The 21,349-nt window shown below is 61.8% G+C and carries 25 protein-coding genes and 2 tRNA genes; 12 read left to right on the plus strand and 15 right to left on the minus strand.

Annotated elements, in window-relative coordinates; all coding sequences use genetic code 11:
• Window positions 1-326: 326 nt before the first annotated feature.
• Complete coding sequence (locus tag BLU35_RS23365; protein WP_093234760.1) at window positions 327-791, plus strand: cupin domain-containing protein; 465 nt, start codon at window positions 327-329, stop codon at window positions 789-791.
• A gap of 235 nt (window positions 792-1,026) precedes the next feature.
• Window positions 1,027-1,497 carry a nucleoside deaminase gene (locus BLU35_RS23370; RefSeq protein ID WP_093234677.1) on the plus strand — a complete coding sequence of 157 codons (471 nt, stop codon included), beginning with the start codon at window positions 1,027-1,029 and terminating at the stop codon, window positions 1,495-1,497.
• Window positions 1,498-1,656: 159 nt separating this feature from the next.
• Here BLU35_RS23370 and BLU35_RS23375 read toward each other — a convergent pair whose 3' ends face one another.
• The 4 genes from BLU35_RS23375 to BLU35_RS23390 form a co-directional block, all read right to left on the minus strand.
• The gene (locus BLU35_RS23375; RefSeq protein WP_093234678.1) at window positions 1,657-2,259 is read right to left on the minus strand and encodes a hypothetical protein; all 603 of its coding nucleotides are present in this window, start codon (window positions 2,257-2,259) and stop codon (window positions 1,657-1,659) included.
• A gap of 104 nt (window positions 2,260-2,363) precedes the next feature.
• Window positions 2,364-3,041, minus strand: a complete 678-nt coding sequence (locus BLU35_RS36240; protein WP_244495697.1) for a helix-turn-helix domain-containing protein — start codon at window positions 3,039-3,041, stop codon at window positions 2,364-2,366.
• Window positions 3,031-3,567 (minus strand): hypothetical protein, encoded by a 537-nt coding sequence (locus tag BLU35_RS23385; RefSeq protein WP_143032972.1) that lies wholly within the window; start codon window positions 3,565-3,567, stop codon window positions 3,031-3,033. The genes BLU35_RS36240 and BLU35_RS23385 overlap by 11 nt, the downstream gene beginning before the upstream one ends.
• Entirely contained in the window at window positions 3,488-4,264 is a 777-nt protein-coding gene (locus BLU35_RS23390) for a hypothetical protein (protein ID WP_093234680.1), read from the minus strand. The genes BLU35_RS23385 and BLU35_RS23390 overlap by 80 nt, the downstream gene beginning before the upstream one ends.
• 1,116 nt (window positions 4,265-5,380) lie before the next feature.
• On the opposite strand from BLU35_RS23390, the gene BLU35_RS23395 reads away from it, so the two are divergent.
• Complete coding sequence (locus BLU35_RS23395; protein WP_093234681.1) at window positions 5,381-6,028, plus strand: S24 family peptidase; 648 nt, start codon at window positions 5,381-5,383, stop codon at window positions 6,026-6,028.
• 374 nt (window positions 6,029-6,402) lie between these two features.
• Here the strand turns inward: BLU35_RS23395 and BLU35_RS23400 are convergent, their stop codons facing one another.
• Window positions 6,403-6,651 (minus strand): hypothetical protein, encoded by a 249-nt coding sequence (locus BLU35_RS23400; protein WP_057253978.1) that lies wholly within the window; start codon window positions 6,649-6,651, stop codon window positions 6,403-6,405.
• A gap of 247 nt (window positions 6,652-6,898) precedes the next feature.
• On the opposite strand from BLU35_RS23400, the gene BLU35_RS23405 reads away from it, so the two are divergent.
• Genes BLU35_RS23405 through BLU35_RS23415 form a run of 3 tightly spaced genes read left to right on the plus strand, consistent with a single transcriptional unit; the run spans window position 6,899 to window position 8,027 of the window.
• The gene (locus BLU35_RS23405) at window positions 6,899-7,327 is read left to right on the plus strand and encodes a hypothetical protein (RefSeq protein ID WP_093234682.1); all 429 of its coding nucleotides are present in this window, start codon (window positions 6,899-6,901) and stop codon (window positions 7,325-7,327) included.
• Complete coding sequence (locus BLU35_RS23410; protein ID WP_110881668.1) at window positions 7,324-7,587, plus strand: hypothetical protein; 264 nt, start codon at window positions 7,324-7,326, stop codon at window positions 7,585-7,587. The genes BLU35_RS23405 and BLU35_RS23410 overlap by 4 nt, the downstream gene beginning before the upstream one ends.
• A 35-nt stretch (window positions 7,588-7,622) precedes the next feature.
• Complete coding sequence (locus BLU35_RS23415) at window positions 7,623-8,027, plus strand: heme-copper oxidase family protein (RefSeq protein WP_057253974.1); 405 nt, start codon at window positions 7,623-7,625, stop codon at window positions 8,025-8,027.
• Window positions 8,028-8,214: 187 nt separating this feature from the next.
• Here BLU35_RS23415 and BLU35_RS36245 read toward each other — a convergent pair whose 3' ends face one another.
• The 4 genes from BLU35_RS36245 to BLU35_RS23435 all read right to left on the minus strand — a co-directional run bounded on the left by BLU35_RS36245 (window position 8,215) and on the right by BLU35_RS23435 (window position 10,731).
• Window positions 8,215-8,322 (minus strand): entericidin, encoded by a 108-nt coding sequence (locus BLU35_RS36245; RefSeq protein WP_110881679.1) that lies wholly within the window; start codon window positions 8,320-8,322, stop codon window positions 8,215-8,217.
• 468 nt (window positions 8,323-8,790) lie between these two features.
• Complete coding sequence (locus tag BLU35_RS23425; protein ID WP_093234684.1) at window positions 8,791-9,207, minus strand: hypothetical protein; 417 nt, start codon at window positions 9,205-9,207, stop codon at window positions 8,791-8,793.
• Window positions 9,208-9,527: 320 nt separating this feature from the next.
• Window positions 9,528-9,893 carry a hypothetical protein gene (locus BLU35_RS23430; protein ID WP_057253970.1) on the minus strand — a complete coding sequence of 122 codons (366 nt, stop codon included), beginning with the start codon at window positions 9,891-9,893 and terminating at the stop codon, window positions 9,528-9,530.
• Window positions 9,894-10,023: 130 nt separating this feature from the next.
• A complete protein-coding gene (locus BLU35_RS23435) occupies window positions 10,024-10,731 on the minus strand; it encodes an FkbM family methyltransferase (protein WP_093234685.1) in 708 nt (235 codons plus the stop codon).
• Window positions 10,732-10,947: 216 nt separating this feature from the next.
• Between BLU35_RS23435 and BLU35_RS23440 the strand changes: the two genes are divergently transcribed.
• The 3 genes from BLU35_RS23440 (at window position 10,948) to BLU35_RS35120 (ending at window position 12,854) form a co-directional block, all read left to right on the plus strand.
• Window positions 10,948-11,964, plus strand: coding sequence for a glycosyltransferase family 2 protein (locus BLU35_RS23440; RefSeq protein ID WP_286161598.1), 1,017 nt, complete (start codon window positions 10,948-10,950; stop codon window positions 11,962-11,964).
• A 250-nt stretch (window positions 11,965-12,214) separates the two neighbouring features.
• Complete coding sequence (locus BLU35_RS23445) at window positions 12,215-12,484, plus strand: hypothetical protein (RefSeq protein ID WP_093234687.1); 270 nt, start codon at window positions 12,215-12,217, stop codon at window positions 12,482-12,484.
• 148 nt (window positions 12,485-12,632) lie between these two features.
• Window positions 12,633-12,854 (plus strand): hypothetical protein, encoded by a 222-nt coding sequence (locus tag BLU35_RS35120; protein WP_057253966.1) that lies wholly within the window; start codon window positions 12,633-12,635, stop codon window positions 12,852-12,854.
• 370 nt (window positions 12,855-13,224) lie between these two features.
• Here the strand turns inward: BLU35_RS35120 and BLU35_RS23455 are convergent, their stop codons facing one another.
• Window positions 13,225-13,485 carry a DUF1127 domain-containing protein gene (locus BLU35_RS23455; RefSeq protein WP_063891524.1) on the minus strand — a complete coding sequence of 87 codons (261 nt, stop codon included), beginning with the start codon at window positions 13,483-13,485 and terminating at the stop codon, window positions 13,225-13,227.
• 700 nt (window positions 13,486-14,185) lie between these two features.
• On the opposite strand from BLU35_RS23455, the gene BLU35_RS23460 reads away from it, so the two are divergent.
• On the plus strand, window positions 14,186-14,617 hold the full coding sequence (locus BLU35_RS23460; protein WP_093234762.1) for a GFA family protein: 432 nt from the start codon (window positions 14,186-14,188) through the stop codon (window positions 14,615-14,617).
• A 333-nt stretch (window positions 14,618-14,950) separates the two neighbouring features.
• On the opposite strand, the gene BLU35_RS23465 is transcribed toward BLU35_RS23460, so the two are convergent.
• Window positions 14,951-15,026: transfer RNA gene (locus BLU35_RS23465), tRNA-Lys, on the minus strand.
• Between the two features lie 366 nt (window positions 15,027-15,392).
• Between BLU35_RS23465 and BLU35_RS23470 the strand changes: the two genes are divergently transcribed.
• Window positions 15,393-15,468, plus strand: a tRNA-Lys gene (locus tag BLU35_RS23470).
• Between the two features lie 55 nt (window positions 15,469-15,523).
• On the opposite strand, the gene BLU35_RS23475 is transcribed toward BLU35_RS23470, so the two are convergent.
• Entirely contained in the window at window positions 15,524-16,441 is a 918-nt protein-coding gene (locus tag BLU35_RS23475; protein ID WP_093234689.1) for a PhzF family phenazine biosynthesis protein, read from the minus strand.
• A gap of 290 nt (window positions 16,442-16,731) precedes the next feature.
• Window positions 16,732-17,583, minus strand: coding sequence for an MBL fold metallo-hydrolase (locus BLU35_RS23480; RefSeq protein WP_210185156.1), 852 nt, complete (start codon window positions 17,581-17,583; stop codon window positions 16,732-16,734).
• Between the two features lie 418 nt (window positions 17,584-18,001).
• Between BLU35_RS23480 and BLU35_RS23485 the strand changes: the two genes are divergently transcribed.
• A complete protein-coding gene (locus tag BLU35_RS23485; protein WP_093234690.1) occupies window positions 18,002-19,261 on the plus strand; it encodes a calcium-binding protein in 1,260 nt (419 codons plus the stop codon).
• Window positions 19,262-19,487: 226 nt separating this feature from the next.
• Here BLU35_RS23485 and BLU35_RS23490 read toward each other — a convergent pair whose 3' ends face one another.
• Both BLU35_RS23490 and BLU35_RS23495 read right to left on the minus strand, forming a co-directional pair.
• Window positions 19,488-20,213 (minus strand): NUDIX hydrolase, encoded by a 726-nt coding sequence (locus BLU35_RS23490; RefSeq protein ID WP_093234691.1) that lies wholly within the window; start codon window positions 20,211-20,213, stop codon window positions 19,488-19,490.
• Between the two features lie 2 nt (window positions 20,214-20,215).
• Window positions 20,216-21,322: an endonuclease/exonuclease/phosphatase family protein gene (locus BLU35_RS23495; RefSeq protein ID WP_093234692.1), complete on the minus strand. Its 1,107-nt coding sequence runs from the start codon at window positions 21,320-21,322 to the stop codon at window positions 20,216-20,218.
• Window positions 21,323-21,349: the final 27 nt, after the last annotated feature.

Here is a 21,349-nt window from a genome sequence, read left to right on the forward strand (position 1 = left end):
CAGCCGAACGGGCGCAACTCTACCACAGGCTGGGCAACCCAAAACATCGGTGCTGGCAAACTGCCGTGTCGAACGGTTTATCGGGTTCGAGACCGATCCACGGCATTCGGAACCGATCGCCTTTCGCGCGCGGTGGATATTTCGCCATCCTCTCGGCAGGCCAGCCAGGCAGGGCGCCGCCCCGGCTCCATCGGCGCCGGATCGAACCGTGCCGCACCTCACCCTTTGTCCTGATGTCGCCGCCGACGCATGCAACCATGCCGCCGCGCTTCCTCGGGAGCGCAGCGGACAGGACCGCTCCTGCGAAATTCGATGGGGTATTTGCGATGAGCAGCACAGAACCGAAAGCATTCACCCTCGCCGGCGTCGTCATGAAGCGTCTGTTGTCGGGCAGCCAGACCGACGGCCAGTTCTGCCTCTTCGAAAACGTCAGCGGCGGCGACACCAGGACGCCAATTCACGTCCACGCCAGCGACGACGAAACCGTCTACATCCTCGAGGGCGAACTGACTGCGGTAATCGGCGGGACTGCGCACCGGTTGACCGTGGGCCAGAGCATCTTTCTCCCGCGCCGCGTACCCCACCAACTCCTCAACGTCAGCCGCCGGCCGGCGCGCTACATCCTGATCGGCACGCCAGCCATCTTTGACCGCTTTCTGGAAGAAGCCGGCCGTGAACTTGGGCCGGACGAAGCGGTCAAGCCACCGACATCGGAAGAGCTTGATCGGCTTCGGAGGGCCGCGCCGAAGTTCGGCATCACCCTGCTTGCCGACTGGTCGGATCAAGATTGACCCGCCGCCAGCGCAGGCTGCGGCGGTTGGGGAAAGACCGGGCAATGCGACCGCCTCACCTGTCGCAAGGAGAGCGGAGACACACTCCCCTTTGCAAGTGCAGCACCCACTGGCATGGCGGATGTCTTGCGAAATTGCGGGCAGCGGCGATATCGGACATTCGATTTTCGAGCTACGATCGTCCGAACGGCACCGTCCAATCGGTGGCGTCCACGACGTTGGGGAGCGACAGACCATGACCCGCGATCAGATGCTCGCCCACCTTCGCGCCGCCGACGAAGTCGCGCGCGAGGCCGCCGCGCACGGCCATCATCCTTTCGGCGCGGTCCTGGTCGGCCCCGACGACATCATCCTGATGCGCCAGGGCAATATCGACACCGTACGCCACGCCGAGACCGAGCTTAGCCGGCGTGCCGCGACCGCCTATCCGGCGAAATTCCTATGGTCCTGCACGCTGGTTTCAACCGGCGAGCCCTGCGCCATGTGCACCGGCACGCTCTATTGGGCGAATATCGGTCGCCTGGTCTACGGCTTCGAGGAGGAAAAGCTCCTTGCCGAAACCAGCGACCACCCCGAAAACCCGACCATGAACCTCGCCTCGCGCACGGTGCTTGCCTCCGGCCAGAAGCCGATCGAGGTTTTTGGCCCCTTCCCCGAGATCGAGGACGAACTACTCAGCCCCCACCGGACCTTCTGGCGCCGCTGATGCGGCGCGCCCGATGGAGTTAGACTGCAAAAGTATCCCGCGGCCGGGTGTGACGAAGCGATTTAGGTGGGGCGTCGCCATATGTCCCTTCTCCCCGCCTGCGGCGAGACGGTGGCCGGCAGGCCGGACGAGCGGTCCAGAAGATGGGCGCCATCTACCTCACCCCTCCTTCTCCCGCGACAGCCCCAAGTGCCAGTGCAGCTCGGTCAGCCCGCGTTTCAGCCAGGCGAGCTGCGGTTCCGGCATGGTGCGCAGCATCTCGTAATCCATGATGCAGACGTTGAAGACCGTCGTCTTCACCTGCGGTCCGTCCTGCAGTTTCAGGAGCACGCCTTCCAGTTCCATCATCCGGTTCGCCGCCTGGCGGGCGCTCTTGGCACGCTCGGCGCTGGTCTCGCCGACAAAGCCCTTGACGCTGAAGAGCGACTGCGCCCTGACACTTGGAAAGGGAATGCCGGTGAGGCTGTAATAGCGTGCCATTTGCCGGGCGTACTCGTCGCCCGCCTCGCGCTCATGCGCCGTCAGCTTGCCGTCGAGGAACATGCGGCCGAGTGTGTAGCCGGCAAAGGGGCTCGCAACATCGACGTCGCGCTTGCCGGAAAAATGCATGCGCTTGCGCGCATCGAGCGCCACGGAGCGCACCTCCCGTTCGGTCTCGCCGTGGTTGATCTGCCCACCGGGATAGCGTGCCACGTCGGCCTTGCGCGGCCGGCCGGCCCGGCTGGCGCGCTTGATGCGGATGCGTTCTGCCTTGGATGTCATCGTATCGTTTCCTCGTTTCATTCATTCGTCATCGCTGCTTGGCCGTACCGCCGGCCCCGGCTTCGCGCTGACGCAAAATCAATCCAAAAATCAAAAGGCTGCCGTCATCGGCTGGCGCCGCGCCTGTTCACCGCATGCAGCACCGACGTATGGTCGCGGTGGAAGATGCGGCCGAGCGCCGGCAGCGACAGATCCTTGCGCTCCTCGTAGACTGCCGCCATGCAGCGATGGCGCGGCTCGACCAGGCGGCGCTCGCGGCCAACGCCGATGATCTCCTCCCAGGTGATGCCGGGATAGGCGCCAAGCACGTCGTCGATGATCTCGCGCACCGGCCGCCGGCTGAAGAGATCGCCGCCTGCCGCATCCGCCGCGCCGCAAATCATCCGCGCCTGCGACAGAAGCCGCGCCTCCGCATCGGCGAGCGCCAGTTCCAGCTCCGCGATCCGCCGCGTTTGCGTGCGCACCTGAACCGCGACCATGCCCGCCAGATCCTCCAGCGTCGCGGCGGGCGCCGCCTCGCGGTCAGCCGCGGCCATCCCCACGGAACCTTCGGCTTGCGCGTGACCACGCGCGGCCGCCTTCTGCCTCACCTCGTCGCCTGCCGTCATCCGCATTGCCATAGCCTCTGCGCCGCTTTCCGCGCGCGCCTGTCCACGGTGGCGCTTTCCCGTATCGTCGTCACCGCCAGCCCCGGGCACGGCCCTCGCCCGCGCCGCAACGGCGCTTGTCCTGCCGCCTGCAGCTGTCTGCCCTGTCATGAATTCCGTTGCCTCAGGCTGCATGGTGGATCTCCCGGGTTGCAAGCGCGCTTACGTTCTGGGCGGCCGCCTTGGCCGCTGCGTGTGTCCGCCGAAACGCTTCGAGCCTGGCGCGAACGCGGGCACGACTGGCTTCGGAACGGCCGGTATCCCGGGGCTTGAGGGCGGCGATCGTCTCACGCTTGCGGGCAAGCTCCGCCCGCATGCTCAGCGCCTCTGCCTTTGCCAGTGCCGCCAGCACCGGCGGCTTCGGGATCGTGCCCAGCAGCACATTGGCGTTGGCCGCATAGTCGCCGCGGATCAGCTTCTGCGTCGCCGCCGTTAGCCCACAGCCCGGCACGCCGGAGAGCGCATAGTGGTAGACGGCGAGGATCTTTTTCGGCTCGATCCCCTGCGGCATCGTCATGCCGGCCGTCTGCATCGCGTCGAGGCTGCGCAGCACCGCCGCCTCGCTGGCCGGCGCCAGCCGTTCAGTGAGCGCGGTAATCTCCCGGCTCAAGGTCGAAAGCCGGGCCTGCGCCGGCAAACTCATCATTTCCAAGAGGGTCATTGTTTCGGTTTCCTTTGATTTCGCTTTCAATCGCTTGCCTGCATTCCCGCTGGTGGCGGGCAAAGGCGGTCTCGTGCGGCGGCGCCTGCTGGCGATGTCCGCGTCGCGGTGGTCCGGCGTCTCCGGCCCGGCCCGTCGCGGTTGATCGGCTCGCGACTTGGGGGCCGCCAGCCCTGGCTGGTCGGCCGGCATTGCGCATCCAGTTCCGCCAGGTGGCCGCCCAGTCGAGCTTGGTGGCATTGCGGCCGGATTTGGCGGTCCAGTAGTCGCGAAACTTGTCGAATTCGATTGTTGCCTCGGCCGGCCCGAAGCCGAGCCCGGCGGCAAACGCCCAGTCGGGCTCGAAGGTCGCGGGCAGCCGGCTGGCCCTGCGGCCGCGCCCCGACCGCGCTGCATTTTCCGCCCCCAGGTGGAGATCGAGCTGAGGGCCGCTCCCGGCCGGAGTCGTGTCGGGAGAGTTAGTTTCTTTAGGGGGTGCGGGGGAGCTTTCTTTATCAGAGAGGACACCCGCCGCTGTCGCCGTGACATCGCGTGACGTCACGCGCGCCCTGTGACGCTGATGCCGTTCGCGATCGCCTGCCCGGCGCCGCTCGATCTCCGACTGCTGCCCGGCTTCGGCGGCGCGCATGGCGCAAAGGATCATCTCCGGCGACGCACCGGATTGAACCAGCGCCTCGACGATCGCGGTGATGCGCATGGCCGCTACTCCCCGCTCGGCCGGGATGCGGCCCCGGCCCTGGCCTTGCCGGTCACCGCGGCAACAGCGCTGCCGCAGACGCGTACCAAAGGCGGCAGGACGCCCGCGCCCTTGCTTTCCGCCTGTCCTCTAGAGCGCCGTGCGTTCGACCGAACGCACAAAGGACGCTCCAGCACTTTGATTCCAGAGCATCTTTCCGCCTCCAGTGTTTCCACTTGAGAGCGGGATGCTCTAGAGCGCCGTGCGTTCAACTGAACGCACAAAGGAGGCTCCAGCACTTTGATTCCAGAGCATCTTTCCGCCTCCAGCGTTTCCACTTGAAAGCGGGAGGCTCCAGGCCTTCCTGTCAGACTGTCCTGCGCCATGCCTTTTCCCATGCCTTCGCCTTTGGCCGCCCCGTCTGGCACGGCCATTCCATCGCGCTCATCGCGCGCCAAATCCGCTTGTCTCCCCACCCCGCCGACAAGCCGCTTCCAGCATCCGCCCCTGATGGGCGGACCGGTCAGGCCCTTCGGTCCGCACCGCGCATCCCAAAGGAATGCACGCGGGACGGCGGGCGCCACTTCGGGCTCGTGAGCCGGCACCGCACCCCCAAGGAGCGCAGCCGCCTGCTCCCGGCGCCCGGACCGCGCACGCCGCCAGCCGCAACCATTGCCGGTTCCGGAGGCATGCGCCGGTGACGGCTTGCCGGCGACGAATTGCAGCGAGAGGAGGAAAAGTGCTGACGGTTTCCCGCCCGCGTTCCGCTCGCGCCAATTTCGATCGCGCTCATGATGCCGGGCCGAGCCGACCCAAGATCATCGTAATCGAAGAGCGAGAGGCTCCGGGGAGGAAGCGGAACCTCTCGCCCGCTGCGCACCCCGAAATCGTTGCCGATCGGGAAGACAGCAGCTTTTCTCAAAATGCACACCGCAATTGCTGCGGAGAGCGATCTGTGGGGCCATTGACAGCGCCGCGCGTCTTTTAAAAACGCTGGCGATGCCGGCCGCCGCCGGAAACTCAGGCGATTTGCACCGCTCATTTCCGTTGACATCCTATTCATAGTAGGATTTCCTACACTCATCAAGAGGAAATTTCCTATTTGACGTAAGAAACGGAATCTGGGATGCCAGTGCCATGGACGAATTGCGCCGCCTTATCCGGGAAGCAGTCGACGCGAAGAAGACGACCTACAAGGATCTGTCGATCGCGATCGCGAAGAACCACGCCTACATCCAGCAATTCGTCGAGCGCGAGACACCGCGGGCACTGCGCGAGCGCGACGCGCGCACGATCGTCGATCTGATTCAGGGCGCCCCCGCCGCCGAAGCGGCACCGAGACGTGCGCCCGGCTTCGCACCGCAGATCGTGCCCGGCGAACAGCTCGTCGGCCATCGCGACCTACCGATCTTCGCCGCCGCGCAAGGCGGCGACGGCCACGTGATCGTCACCTTCGATGCGGTCGAATATGTCAAGCGCCCCTCGGTGCTTGAGGGCGTCAAGGGCGCCTACGGCATCTACCTCACCGGCAGCTCGATGATCCCGGCATACGAGCCCGGCGACATGGCGCTCGTCCACCCGCATCTGCCGCCGGCGCGCGACAAGGACGTGGTGCTCTATCACGTGCCGCCCGCCAACGACGCCGAAGCGATCATCAAGCGGCTGGTCTCCTTCAACGACCGCGAATGGACGCTCCGGCAGTACAACCCTTTCCTGGAATTCACCGAGAGCCGGGTCGAGTGGTCCTTCTGCCACCGGGTGGTCGGCAAATACAGCGCCCGCTAGAGCCTGCAGGGCCAAGCGACGATATCCTTGCATATTCAACGTGCTATATCGCTTACCTGATTCAAAGCAGCATGCCGACCACATAGCTGCTCACCCCCTGAACAGGGCCGCGATGGGCGCCAGCTTGTCTCGACGACTGGCAGTGGGGTAGCGAGTCCCGACCACAGGCACGTCAATTCTGCACCAAGTGCCAGCCGATCCAGGGACAAATCCCGCACGCCACAGGCACTGGCTGGTTCGCCCCTCACCGCCAGGCGAGGATGCCGCGGGCAAGGCATCGCCTCGGGGCAGTCCTCAACACTTCGCCATGCAATCGCCGCCGTTCCGCCTGCCGTCACAAAGCGTTCGGTCCGCTGCCTCCTGCCACTTGACACTCAGGCCGCCATCCCCTCCTCGATCTCCATCGGCAGGTCGCCCGACATGAAGAGCAGCGTGGCGTCCTCGAACTCCCCGGTCGCGAGATCGCCTGAGCGGCTGAAGGCCACGACGCCCACCTTGGTCGCTGCCAGCCTTTCGGCCAGCCGCACCGCATGTTCGGCCCCGGTCGCCTGCACCGGATTGTCGGCAAGCAGCGCCCCGCGGCTCCCCAGCGTGAAGCTCTGAACCACGAAATAGGTGATCATCCCATGCTCCTTTTCCGCCACCTGGAATGGCGGCTCCAAGGTGGCGCAATCAATCGAACAAAACAAGAACAAATAATCGCCTATCGACAACTCAAAGCGGCCGCGCGAAGAAAATTCCTGCCGGAAGTGCCTTTCCTATTGATGTATAAATAGGAGTTTTCCTATATTGCCACAGAACGAAACCGGAGGGACCGATGGCACCCGCAAGGGCGCGCCAGCGCGCACCTCGAACAGGCCGAGGTGAACGATGCCCGACGTGTTGATCGCGGATGCTGTGACAGGCCCCGCCCCGTTCCTTCACGGGCGCGAGGTCATTCTCGCCGTCATGACGCTCGGCACCGGCTATTTTTGCGAGGAGACAGACACGGTCGGCACCACCTACCGCACCGCTGCCGATTGGCTTCGGGTCCACGATGGCGAGCATGTCGCAAAGCTGATCCGCTTCGATCTCGACGTCCTCCACGGCGGCGAAGACGTGACCGAGACGGTCGCCGACGCCTGGCTCGAAGGCTACGACCAGAGCCCGCAAGAGGAGCACAAGCTGCCGGCCTTTGTCCGCACCTCCGACGCCTGGGAGCGCTGGTGCGCGGATTTCGACGCGGAACGCTCCCCCTACAGCCAGGCCGTCCACGGCACCCTCAACCACCGCCAGCAGTTCGGTGCCGATCTCAGATGACCATGACGCTCGACAAGTCCGCCCTCTTCGCCGCCATGGAAGCCTTCTGGGAAGCCGAAGGCGGCAATGAGCGCGGCGTGGAAGCCGCGATATCCGCCTATCTGCAGCGCCAGAACCTCACCGCTTTCAACGACATGGCCACGCGCAAGCGCGCCGCATTGGCCGCGGCAACCGCCCGGTCGCATGGATCCGCTCGCGGGCATGACGACGGCGCAAAGTGCCCAATATTGGCAATCATTATTAATTTGCAAAAATGCTAATAAAGTAAGCGGGGAGCATCAAGAGGAGAGAATCGATGCCGCGCCTTGCTCAATTGTATTTCAAGACCGCAATCATATTCCTGATCATCGGCCTCTGTATCGGCCTGCACATGGCTATTAGTCAGGATCATGCCGCCACGCCGGCGCATGCCCATACAAACCTGCTCGGCTGGGTCACGATGGCAATCTTCGGCATCTATTATGCGCTCAATCCCGCCAAGGCCGAGCGCCGGCTCGCCATGATCCAATATTACGTCTACACCTCAGGCGTCGCCGTGCTGGTGCCGTCGCTCTATCTGATGGTCACCGGCAGGCCCGAGATCGAGCCCATCGTCGCCGCGGCCTCGATCGTCGCCTTCGTCGGCGTGCTGCTGTTTGCAGTCGTCATCTTTTCGAGCAGCGAAACGGTCGCTCAGCCGAACGCCTTGCGGCCGCGATAACGCTCGTCCGGGCACCGACCGCACCACCATCGAGCGCGAACACAGGAAAGGCCGAAGTGCCTTTCCTGTGTCGGGTTCTTGCGCCCTACATCATTTCATTGTTTCATCGAAACACTGAAGTGAACTAAGTCTTTGAAATTACGCAATTCCGAACGGAAAGCCGTTTCGCACTTTTCCTGGAATTGCTCTATTTCGAAGTCGACTTCAGCACCCGGTGCGTCGCGTCGTCGAGTGCATGGCCGGTCTCGGCACCATCCTGCCGAAAGCCGCGCGCGGTGTTGCCGCAGGCCGACAGGGCAAGAAGCGCTACAGCGCCGCGCGTCTTATCAGACGCGCAAAGGTCGCTGTAGCACTTTGAATTGCTGCATGTTCTTGTCCTTTAATCGGGTACGATTAAAGGACAAGAACATGCAGTAGGCAGAGGACCATGAGCATCGTCTTTGACATCATCGTCTCCGTCAGTTTCTCCTTTCGGAAATGAGGCGGAGCCCGACAAAGTCAATCGGCCCCGCTCAAGACCGGAAGCTGCAAAAGACGGGCGCGGCGGCGATGCCCCGCCGCTCGGCTCTTCTCAGGATTTATTTTGGCGAGCGTACCGGAATCGCCGAATCAGGCCTTCCCCCGGCTGGCGGATGCGCGCTAGCTTCCGTACCGCGCAGTACGTTCTTTCTGACTGCGCTTCCCCGCACCCCGAGCCATTTTGGGTGCCTGCTTGCCCCGCCCTCGTGCGGGGCTCTTTCTTTTTCGCGCTTTGTCGCGCGTGTCAGTCGACCTTGAACACGGCGTCGCCGATAAAGACGATCACATATTGCCCGGCTTCGCCCGCGCGCGCCCAGCGCTGCAGCGTCTCGGCATAGGGCGTCTGCTTCCAGATTTCCGGATAATCGGGATCGACGAGAACGGTGACCTGCGGCCCCTGCCGATAGATCATCATGCGCGAGCGCGCCGGATCCCAGGTGTCGTCCAGGCCCTCATCCGTGCGCCAAAGACAGAGGAAGTCGCGACAGAGCTGCGGCCGCTGCTCATAGATCCGGCACCCCTCACCGTCGATGCAATGCCGGCACCAGTCGTTTGCCGGTTTTTCCAACGCGTCGATATCCGGCAGCCGGCAGCAAAGGGTGCAGGTGCCGCAAGCACGCTCGCCGAGCGGTGTGGATGTCGAAGAGGTCGGAATGATCATCGGCGGACGCTATATCACATTGCCCTTCCTCAAGGGAACGGACCAGCGGCGTTCACCCCATTGCGGCGAGCCAGGCACGAGCATCACGCCGCCGCCTCGCACTGCGGAATACGGAACGAGGAGCATTTGCCGCGTGTCCTTTGCGCGGCGCAGGCAATTCCCGACTGCGCCCTCGACCGCGCCCCCTGACCGCACCAAGCGCGCGGTCGAGACAGGGAGACACGTTAGAGCAATTCCAGGAAAAGTGCGAAACGGTTTTCCGTCCAGAATTGCGTAATTTCAAAGATCACTTCAGTGTTTCGATGAAACAATGAAGTGATCTAGCGGATGCGCGGGCAACCGCTGCGGTTGGCGAGATAGATCCTGGCGTATTGTCCACGCCGTCCGATGCCCTCGACGACGATTCGGTTGCGGCTCATTCCGGCGATCTCGGGATCACGCATGCCATAGCCATAGGCGCGGCGAATGGCCTGGCGGGCGCTGCAGCCGCGCCGCGGGCTGTAGTAATCGTCGTCATAGCGGCGTTCGCGCCGATAGTCCCGATCCCAGTCGCCATCGTCGCCGCGAGGTCCGATGTAGAGATCAAGGGACTGCGCCGGAGATACCGAAGGCAGCGCCGTGACGGCGCCTACGGCGCCTGCGGCGACCAGGAGCACGGCCAGAAGTTTGCTCATCTTGTGTGTCATATCAGTCTCCTCCACCCGCTACCCATTGAGAGGACCTCAAGGCTAGCCCAGTGAACGTGAATGCAGGAGTAACCAACGACCCGCCAAAAAGTTGCGATGGTCGCGTCATGGCGAGCGAAATCGGCTGCGTTCAAGCGCGGTTCCGGTGGAAATGGAAGGTCTTGCGGTCGGTCTCGCCTTGCCGGAACCCCTTGTCCGCCAGGATCGCCTTCAATTCCTCGACCTTCGCCTCGCCGATGACATGCGGGTGCAGTTCCACCAGGATATCCCTGACCGAGCCGAAATCGGCAACGCGCAGCAATTCATCCTCGCTGCCTTCCACATCCATGATCAGCACATCGGGGCGATAGGTCTGGAGTACCTCGGAGAAGACGTCGCTTTCGATCTCCACTTTCGCGCCCGGCAGCTGACGGTCGTAGGCGCTCGACAAAATGATGTTGTCGCTCCGGTAGAAGGAGATCCTGCGCCCGTCAGCCGTCATGGCTCTGAGCCGCAAGGCGGGCTCGATGCCGTTCAGCTGGAAGTTCTCGCGGATCAGCGGCTCCAGCGACGCATTGGCCTCATAGGTCAGCACGTTCGAAGCGCCGCAGATCTTTGCCGCAAGCAGCGCGATGAAGCCGACGCCGGTGCCGACTTCCAGCACCTTCGAGCCGGGCTTTAGCAGCCGAAGCAGGATGTTGCGTTCCGTATCCTCGTAGACTTCGCGATACATCAGGTCGCGCACGACGGCCGGAACGCGCGCCGCGTCGGACACCAGCCGGATGCCATCGATCGTCACCGTGCGCGCATTGGTGAAGTAACGAATTCTCTTTCGGATCGAACGAAGGAGACGCTTCATGCTCTGCCCCAAGGATCTTTTCACCGCCAGTTAGTACGATTTCGCGCTCCAGAGACAGGCAATGCGCCACTCGCGGCATCGCCGGGTCGATGCCATCAGGCAATTGCCTCACCGGTGTTTTTGATCTAAGTCGCCCCATATTATGTATGAAGAATACATATCGGAATGGGAATGAAAGACATTACCTATCCCTTCAGGGATCAATCCGACGCCGAGATGATCTCGGACCGAAACCTCTTCGATCGCCTCATCACCTGGTACGAATCCGCCAAGGTCGAGCGTCGCGAACGGACGGAGAGCCGCGAAGTCGATCTGCGCTGCGTCAGCCCGCAGGGGCAAACGTCGCTCTACCCTGATGATCTCCCGCTGGTTTTCCTCAGCCGCAACGATGCCAAGCTGATGCCCGGCTTTCTGACGCATTACCGGTCGCTGGGCGTTACCCGTTTCATCTGCGTCGATGATGCCTCGACCGATGGGACGCGCGAATATCTACTGGGCGAGCCCGATGTCGACCTGTGGGCGTCTGCGCTTCGCTACGCGGAAGCCCGGCGCGGCCGCCTCTGGAGGGAGGCGCTGTTTGCGCGCTATGGCGGCGACCGCTGGTACCTCAACGTCGATTCCGATGAGTTCCTGATCTACGACGATTGCGAGAACCGCACGCTGTGGTCGGTGATCCATACGCTCGAGGATCTGAAGATTTCACGGCTGCCCGCACCGACGCTGGATATGTATCCGGTCAATCTGGGCACGGCAGACGTCAATCAGCTGAAAACCCGAGCCCCGTGGGAAGTCGCCGATCATTTCGATAGCCGTGGCTATTCGCTGGCAACGACCACGCGCGCGATCACGGTCAAGGGCGGCGCCCGCCACCGCGAGTTCGAATCCGACCTGGAACTGATCAAGTATCCGCTGATCTTCTGGGACGAGGACTGTCGCTTCGGCGCCAGCATCCATCAGCCGCTGCCCTATCAGCGCAACTTCTCCTCGGTGCTCGGCGCCCTCCTGCATTTCAAGTTCTTCGCCGACTACGAAAAGGTCATCGAGGATGCCGTCGCCGACGGCCAATACTTCGACGGTTCGGCGGCCTACGCGAAGATGACGGAAGCCCTCGCCGGCACCGGCGCGCTGCAGCTCTTTTCCCATTCGTCGGTGAAATTCGGCGGTTCGAAGCAATTGCTGCGGCTCGGCTTCATCACCCCCGTGCCCAAATCCACCGCCGGCGGCGAGCGCTAGGCTCGCGGTCCGCGGCCCTTACCAGTGAGCCTTCACCCGGAAAAGCGCCGGCTCTCCCGGCACAGCCACGCTCGAGAACCCATCACCGTGCCGCTCCCGGCCATGTCTCCAAGCCGAAGATCAACGGCACGGCCGGTCGCTGCGCGACCGGATGGATCGTTTTTCAACCGATCCGCGAGTTTGGCCGTTGATTATTCGACCGACCGCTCCATTTACACCTCTGAGGCACTTAACCTGAGGAGAAGCCTGCATGAATCGAAACACAGTCATCGGCATCGTGGTTGTGATCGTGCTCATCATTCTTGGCGTCGTGTACCTGCAACCGGGGGCCAAGCAGGCCACCGAGACGGCACCGGCGACAACGACGACGGAGCCCGCGACGACCGAGCAGAAGCCAGCAACGACGCAGCAGCCGGCAACGACTGACCAGTCGACGACGCAGCCCTCGACCACTCAGCCGTCCACGACCGAACCGTCAACGACGCAACCGTCGACGACTCAGCCGGCAACGACACCGTAACGGCCACGAAACGCGACCACCCCTGCCGCACCGCCGGCCAGCGGGTGGTCGCATGAAACAAGGGCTATCAGGCAGCCCCCAAGCACAAGCACGTGTTTCCTTTCGGTTCGCTGATGATAAGAATCCGGCACCCGCAAAGGAGCCTTGAATGCGCGTCGCGTTGCTATGTTTGCTGTTGCTTCTCTCGTCCTGCATGCCGCACATCCCCGAAGAGGTTCTCGACGCAAACTGGTGCAGGGACATGGCGGCAGCAAAGGCGAAGGCCACCGGTACCGGGCGAGCGAACCTCGCAGCGGCGATGATAAAACACGACTGCGCCGCCAAGCTCGCCGCCGAACAACAATCAGCGGCGACCGCGCTGGCACCCTGATCTCCGATCCGACTGCAACACGCTGGTGACGAGAGATGACTTGCCGACGGCATGTTTCCTTTGTTCGTAGCCCGTTAAAGGGCAAAAACATGCAGCAATTCAAAGTGCTACGGCGACCTTTGCGCGCCTGAGCAGATGCGCGGCGTTGCAGGATCAGCCGCGTTCACACACAACCGGCGCTGCCACCCAATTGCGCGCTGGAACTGCGAAACCAGCCCAAGTCCTTGGGCCGAAAGGTCTTTCGACCCGACGGACGTCGGGTCGCTCACATCCCCGCCACAAGGGCGAGGATGACGGAGAATGGGACGCCCTTCGCGGCAGGAAGCCATCTTAGGGTTTGCCAGCAGCCTGAGGCCCGCTGACGCGGGCCTCAGTTGTGTCTCACAACCGGATAGCCGACCGGCATTTGCCAGAGGGATATGTCGGCCATCTCGGGCTTCTTCACGCCTTCCTCCGCGCCGATATCGCGGAGCAAGTGATCCGAGAGATGGCTGAGCTGGTTGAGCGTCCGGCGACGCCTCCAGGCAGCAACAAGGAAGGCACCGACGGTTCGCCGGAAGCCGAACGTTCGAAACAGATCGTCCATGATCGCCGGCAGGGTGCCGGCGGAGGTAAGTTGCAATTCGCGCATGATTATTCCCGCCGCCGCGAGCGGCCGGTCCTTTAGATTATGGATGCGCGCGGACACGGAAACGCGTTCCGGGAACCGGTCACATCAAGTCAAAATGGAAAATACGAAAAGGCGGAACTCGGGTCGCGTTTATGCGCCGAAGTAATTCACAGAATTGTGGCACACTCGTCGTGACGAGCAAGCCATTCCACCAGAGGCGAGCATCTGAACAAAATTATGAATCATCGTATGCCTCCTCTAGTTTGAGCTCCGATTTGGTGAAAATTACACGAGTTTACTTCTGCGGCAAGAGCACAATCGCAAACTGTCGGAATGACGAAGCGCCTGTTGCACGGGAGCAACAGGTGACGGGTGCGAGCGTGCCGCAGGGGTCGATCCGGCCTTTATCGCCAACAGACGCGGCTTTTCCACCGCGGCGAAGAGTTCAAAACGGAGCGATTGATTGTCATTGTCTCGTTCTCCGTCTTCTTCGCACTGATCTGCATCGGCAGCATCGTTGACATCGCGACCACAGAGCCACGCCCCTCACGCCACGACGTCGAGGCGCTGCCGCGATGAGGCGGAGAGGCCTCCAAGGGTCGTCACGGCTGTCCTCACCTTCCGCCCGGCATGCCATTCGCTTTGCCCGCACTTGAGCATCCGCAATCCAGCCCCTAAGAAAAGGACGTCAATTGCGCTTCAAAATCAGATGGATGCTTCCATGAATCTCGACGTTCAGGACCTCAACGACGCCTGTCACTGCAAAACAGTTCGTTTCAATGTTCGATTGAAGAACGGTCTTCATACGGCCCGCCGCTGCACCTGCTCTTACTGCCAGTTGAAGGGCGCGGTTGCCGTCTCCGCCGCAAAGGACGGCGTCACTGTGCTTTCAGGCGGTGAGGCGCTGACCAGGTATCAGTTCAACACAAAGGCGGCCGAGCATTTCTTTTGCTCAAAATGCGGCATCTACACCTTCCACAAGCCGCGCGCGAACCCCGATTTCTACGGCGTCAATGCAGCGTGTCTCGAAGGCGTGAGCCCCTTTGATTTTGAAGAATTGCCCGTGAACGACGGCATCAATCACCCGATGGATACCCAGGGATCGACCGGCCCGCGGCTCGCCGGAACGCTCCGATACTTTCCCGCCAAATGAACGGCAGCAGCGTCGGACGACGATATTGGTCACGCCGTCATGAATGTTCGGCGCACCGTTTGATGAGGGCGTGGCCGGTGCCGTTGGCAGCGCCCCCGACCGGCTCGACCAGGCGACCAATCGCGCTGGTCGAGCACTGCACATATCGCCGGTCGGGATTATGGCGCCGCTGATGCGCCTCGTAGGCCATCGCAACAAGTGTCGGCGGACAGGACGGCACGCGGTCACGCCGGATGCTTAGGAACGGGCCGTGGATACCTCCCAGAGCCTGGAAAGCGCACCAATATGCCTGCCGGAAAAATTGGAATTTAATCAGCGTCTTAGGAGAAGTTTTGGTGGGTGATCACGGGCTCGAACCGTGGACCCGCTGATTAAGAGTCAGCTGCTCTACCAACTGAGCTAATCACCCATCCGTGGCGTCGCTTTAGCGCACGGGCCGATGACACTCAAGAGGGTATTTGCGTCACGCGACGATAAACCCACAGCGTTTCCATCCGGCTCCGAGTTGATTGCGTTTGCTCTCGCCTGGCCGCGCCATCAGCGCACGCCGATGAAGCGGCCGCCCAGGTCAAAGCGGCAGTTGTCAAACGCGTCTTTCGTCGTGACTCCCGTGTTCCCTACAACCACGGCGGTGTGCGGGGCGTTCTCCACAGGGCGCGCCTTGGCCCTATGAAGTTTTTCAAAAGATTTTCACAAAGGCGCTGGACAAGCCAATCGAACGCCTTTATACGCCCCCTCACGACAGCGACGGGACTTGACCGACGCGGTCGCGGATGGGTGATTAGCTCAGTTGGTAGAGCAGCTGACTCTTAATCAGCGGGTCCACGGTTCGAGCCCGTGATCACCCACCAAATTCTCCTAAAACGCTGATTGAATTTCTCTTTTCCAAAACGCTTAGCTCCCGCTTCAGACGAAAAGTTCGCCTGCGCCGATCTTCACTGCGTGGCCGCCGATGCGGGCATTGCTGATCTCGCCGCCGGCGATATCCAGATGCAGGTGGATGAAGGACGGCCGTCCCATTTCCACCCCCTGCTCGACCAGCACCGGGTGATGACCGTCGACGAACTGGTCGAAAAAATGGATGGCACCGGAGAGAGCGGCCACGGCCGAGCCGGTCGCCGGGTCCTCGAGGTTGCCGGCACCGGGGCCGAACTTGCGCGCGTGGAAGCGCGCCGAGTGATTCACGCCGCCGCGACAATAGACATAGGCCGGGGCCAGCCGCCCCTCGGCCATCGGCGTCAGTTGCTCCCAGCGTTGCGAATCGAACTCGATCGAAGAAACCGCCGCAACATCGTGCACCGGCACCATGACGAAGGGCGCGCCGGCACTCCAGAACGAAGGCACGTGGTTCTCGAAGCCGATCTGTGATTGTTTCAGGCTCAACGCATCGGCAATCGCCTGCCGGTCGAAGCGCGCATCGAGCCGTACCGATTTGCGCGGCAGGTCGAACTCGGCAAAGCTCGCAGCCCTCGACTTGAGGCGGACGGCGCAGCGCACCGGACCCACCTTCTCCTCCAGCACCTGCACAAGGTCGATCCCCTCCTCGATCGCGCCATGCTGCGCCTCGGCGATAGCGATCGCCGCGCCAACGGTCGGATGTCCGGCAAAGGGCAGTTCCTGGCTGGGGGTGAAGATCCGGAGCTTCGCCGTATGCGCGGCGCCCCCGGGCCTGCGGATGAACACCGTCTCCGACAGGTTGAATTCCTGCGCGATCGCCTGCATCGCCTCGTCGTCCAGCCGGTCGGCGCCGAAGACCACAGCCAGTGGATTGCCTTCGAGTTGCCTGTCGGTAAAGACGTCGTAGATCGCGTAACTCAGCGCCATTCATGTCCCCTTGCGAAGATGCCCCGAACTTTGCAGCGTCGGGGCGCGGGCGGCAAGTGTTAAAAAGCACCCGTGCACAACTCGGAGCAGGTGTCATGGGTTCGTAGCGCTACGCACCTCTATTAAAGGCTCACGAGAGCCGTCCAAACTTCCGGGATTATGTCGCAATACCTGCAGACATTGACCGAGCTTATTTGCTGTCTTCCGCGTAAGCCCTCGTCGGACTTCCTCGAGAAAATCCAATACCAATCGTTCGCCGGTTGCGAGCCACCGACGGCTGAACTTGGCTCTTAATGGCGCGGTGCAACAGCCTCCGGATGAAAGTGATACGTGCCGTCGCCCAATGGCACGACGTCCCCAATTCCCGGGAAAGGGAAATGGTAGCCATGATAGCGAATACCCTCGGTCACGACCTTGGCGAAAATCGCGGTCTTCGCATCCGCGGCCTGCTGCGGGTTGGTATCGTAGTCCATATGGAAATACCATTCCGGATGAGCCGGGTCGTATACCTGATGGTGGCAGACGTCACCGGTGAAGACAATTTTTTGCCCTTCGCTCTCGAAGATGTAGGCGCACATCCCGGCGGTATGACCCGCGACGGAAAACGTGGACACTCCCGGGAACAGGGTCTCGCCGACTGAGAAAAGCCTCAGCCTGTCGCGATAAGGAGCCACTGCTTCAAGTGCTCCTCCCGTCCACTCCGATCGGAAGTCATTCCGATTCAAGTTTTCCGGATCGGTCCATTCAGCCCATTCCCGATCGGTGCAGAAAAGCTTCGCGTTGGGGAAGGTCGCGCTACCGTCGGGATGGATGAGGCCAAAGGCGTGATCCGGATGCAGGTGGGTCATCAGGACCGCGTCGATGTCTTTCGGATCAGTACCGGCCGCGCCGAGATTGTCTATCAGACGACCCATGTCGCCACGCCATGTAAGTGTCCGCCCCGCGCCCGCATCGATGAGAAACAATCTGTCGCCCGTGTTCATCACGACTGGGTTGATATCCATTGGAATGTGGTCGATGGGCAACCGATGGACGGATTTCAGGCGGGCGATTTCGGCCGGATCAGCATCTGGGTAGAAGCCCTCGTAGCTGTGATGGATATAACCATCCCCTCGAATACCCCCAGTCGGAAACGGTACCAACCCACGTTTTGGACGCAGTGTACCTGCCCCCATTCCCCGGGCGTGAAACCTGTCCCCGTTGCCATGAGCGCTCTCCCATCTTGCTCAACAGCCTGCGGCACACAGTTACCGCGCTACCTTCCATCATCTCGAGATCAGTAGCAAAAGTTGAAGGAAACATCAGCAACTACTAACAATCGTAGATCCGAGTCTTGCCAGCCGTCCCGCGCCTGGCTCGGGCGCTTCGGGCTAGCGTAATCGATCTCAACGCCAGTTGTTCCAGGATCGCGCCGGCTTTCAGTTATTTGAATGACAGTGATGGATATTAATTTAAGTTTTGAATTATAATTGAAGTACAATAAATGACTGCACTTAATAAATATAATACTTGTTTGCAATTGTTGTTTGCTTATAGATTGCTTTCAGGAGGATGAAAACAATGGCAAAGATAGTCGGCACTGATGCAAACGACACCCTGTTCGGGACAAACGAAAACGACAATATCTGGGGTCTCGGCGCCAATGACACGCTGGACGGCGGGCTTGGGAACGATTTTCTCTATGGCGGGGCCGGTAACGACGGCTTGGTGAGCTTCAGCGGCTATGACGAGCTCGATGGCGGCGATGGCGATGACCGGCTGGAACTCAACGGAACGGGCGGCGTGGCGCGGGGAGGTGCCGGCATCGATACGCTGGTCATCAATCTTTCAGGGACGGGCAACCGAGTCACGTTTAACGGCATGAACCGCCACGTAACCTTCGGTGACCCGGCTGAGACCGACAATCACATCTTCTACCGCGGCATTGAGCGGCTGGAGCTGACGACCGGTAGCGGCAAGGACATTGTTGAGGGTGGCACGGGTGACGACGTGATCTCGACCGGAGACGGCGCGGACATCATCGGCGGCCAGTCATTGCCGAACACCCATAATCAAATGAGTTCCCTGGGTGCTGATGTTATCGACGCCGGTGCGGGCAACGACACGATAATCGATCGGTTCGGGGCCAATCATCTTTCTGGCGGCAGTGGCGACGACAGCATCACAACGACACTTTCATCTGCCGAACTCGACGGCGGCGACGGTGACGACACGTTACGGTTCGAGGATGCGGATCGGACCGATGATGTCACGGTCGATGTGGTCAATGGCGTTACATCGACCGGTACGGCCTTTCACAATTTTGAGCGGGTTTACGCACATACCGGCAGCGGCAATGATACTTTGCTCGGTGGCCTCAGTCGCGACAACCTCTTCGGCGGCAATGGGGCCGACCGCCTGATTGGCGGCGAAAATAATGACTATCTCTATGGCGAAGGCGATGATGACCGCCTTGAAGGCGGTGCCGGAGTCGACTCACTTAGTGGGGGTGAAGGCGATGACCACCTCTCTGGAGGCGACGGTGCGGATCGTCTGATCGGCGGTGAGGGCGCTGACACATTCCACTGGAGTGGATTTGAGGTTCGCCATAGCAGCATCGACCATATCGTCGATTTTGACACCCAAAGTGGCGACGTGATCGAGTTGGGGGGCTTCTATCCTGGCGACACCAACATCTATAATTTCGATTCCTTTGTGGCTGCCTCGCATGACACAGAGGAGGGTCTCTATGTAGCCTTTCATGGTGAAACCGAAGGTATCCTCATCGAAGGCGTTTCGCTTGCGGACTTATCTGCCGACGATATTGCTTTCACGTTGTGAGACTGCAGTGTCGGTGGCTGGTCCGGCGGAAGTCCGCTTTCCACCCTGCGCGGTCCTTCCTGATTGTTGGGATGTGAGGACCGAGGGGCGCGGGCATGTGTGAAGGCGTGGCAGTTCTTCCTGCGCATCAACAGGGCCTAAGGCGCAAGCAGACGCGCGCGGCATAAGCACTACAAATACAAAAAGATAGCGCGATTTATTGATTCAAGGCCGTGGCGAGCGGATGTTACCGAAACAGCCACTTCAGGATAGGCAGGATGAAGGGCGGATAGTTGTTCGCGTCCGGATCCGGCCCGAAAACGGCAATCGCCTCGTCGATCTCCGGCTCGAGATCACCAGCGACATGCGCCGCCACGCGGGCAACCAGCGCCGCCGCCGTTTCCGGATAGCGGTAGACGCGAAGCACGGTCACGGCGCGGTCCATATGCAGGAGGTGATAGCCGGGCTCGGCCGTCGCAAGCGCGAGATCGATGCCGGTTTCTTCCAGCGCCTCGCGGCGAATGTTGCCGGCGATGTCGCAGCGGCCGTCGACGATATCCTCTGGCTCCAGCGAGCCGGAGGGGCTGTAGACGCGGGCCGGATTGGCGGTGTGCGACCCCATGCGCACCAGGATCAACGCGCCGTCGGAAGACAGGATCGCCGGCATGGCGAAGAGATGGAAGGCGCCTTCGGCCCGCGTCTTCCGCCACCAGAGAAAGGTCGAATAGGGCACAACATGCCCCTCGCCCCGGATCCGCCCGTCCTCGATGCGAAGCGCCCGCTGCAGCACCATCCGGCCGTCAAAGAGATGTGGATTGGCCGCGATTTCGCGTTGCCAATTCTCCTGCGCCCGCTCGACCTCATCGAGGTGAAACGGATGCGCCGCGCCGTTGACGCGGATATCGACGTCGTCGATCGGGATAATGACGCCCTCGGCCGGCCACAGCGCCGTATTGCTTTCAAGAACGCCCATCGTCACACATCCAGCGTTATGGCCACGGGGCAATGGTCCGACGCCTTCGGCCGGTCCCAGCCGGTGCGCGGGTAGCGCTCCACGTCGAGCCCCGGCGGAAAAATCGTGCGGAACGGCTGGCCGCCGCGGATGACCTCGGGCACCTGGGATTGGTTGCGCTTGGCAAGCGCCGGCGACAGCCAGATATAGTCGAGCTGGCAGAGGTGCCGCTCCTGCGGTCCGCGGCTGTGAAACAGCGTCCAGCGGTCCATCACCGGCCGGCGCAGCATCGGGTTTTCCACGAAGCCGTCATGGCTGAACACGTCGAGCGAGCTCGTTTCCTCCTCGTGCGGCACGAACTGGTAGCCGTTGCGCCGGTCGCCGAGGATGTTCACCTTCTCCTGGTAGTCGTTCATGTCGCCGCAGATCGCAAACATCTTGTCGGCGGTCTTCCCGCGGCCGAAGCGGCTCTCGATGATATGGCGCACGGCGCTCGCCTCCGCCACGCGCAGCGGCATCGTCGCCTGCCGGCCGTCGAGCCCTTCGCGCGCCGGCCCCATCGACTTGAAGTGCACGACATAAAGCGTCAGCGGCCGCCCGCCGATGCGCAGGTCGAGCTCCAGGCAATCGCGCTTGAAGATCCGGTCGGCCGGCCGGTTGGTGAGCGCTATTCTGTCGTTGAAGAGGTCGAGATCTTCATAGGTCAGCCCCGCATGGCTCTTCACATCCAGGCACTCGATCGGCTGGCCGTCGCGTGTCTCCTCGCGCATCAGCACGGCCACGTCGATGCCGCGCGAATCGTTGCCTTCGATCAGATATTTCTGCCGGTAGCCGTTACCCACCATGCGGAAGAGATAGTTGTATTCGAAGGCCTGCAGCGAGGCCATGTTGTCGGCCTCCTGCAGGCAAAGGATATCCGCATCGCAATCGGCGATCGCGAGCGCCGACATCTGCCGCGTATCATCGGTGTGCGCGATGGTGCGCGCCTCCTCCAGCCGCTGGTATTCGGCTTCCGTCTTCACGTCGAAGAGCCTGAGGACCCGGTCCTGCTTGAGTTGGTTGCGAAAGCCGGAAAAATCGAAGCGGCTCAAAAGGTTCTCGATATTGAAGGTGGCAAGGCGAAGCGACATTTATCAATTCCGTGGCATGAAATGCCG

It is taken from the genome of Sinorhizobium sp. NFACC03 (assembly GCF_900103435.1).
In the GTDB taxonomy this organism is placed as follows: domain Bacteria; phylum Pseudomonadota; class Alphaproteobacteria; order Rhizobiales; family Rhizobiaceae; genus Ensifer.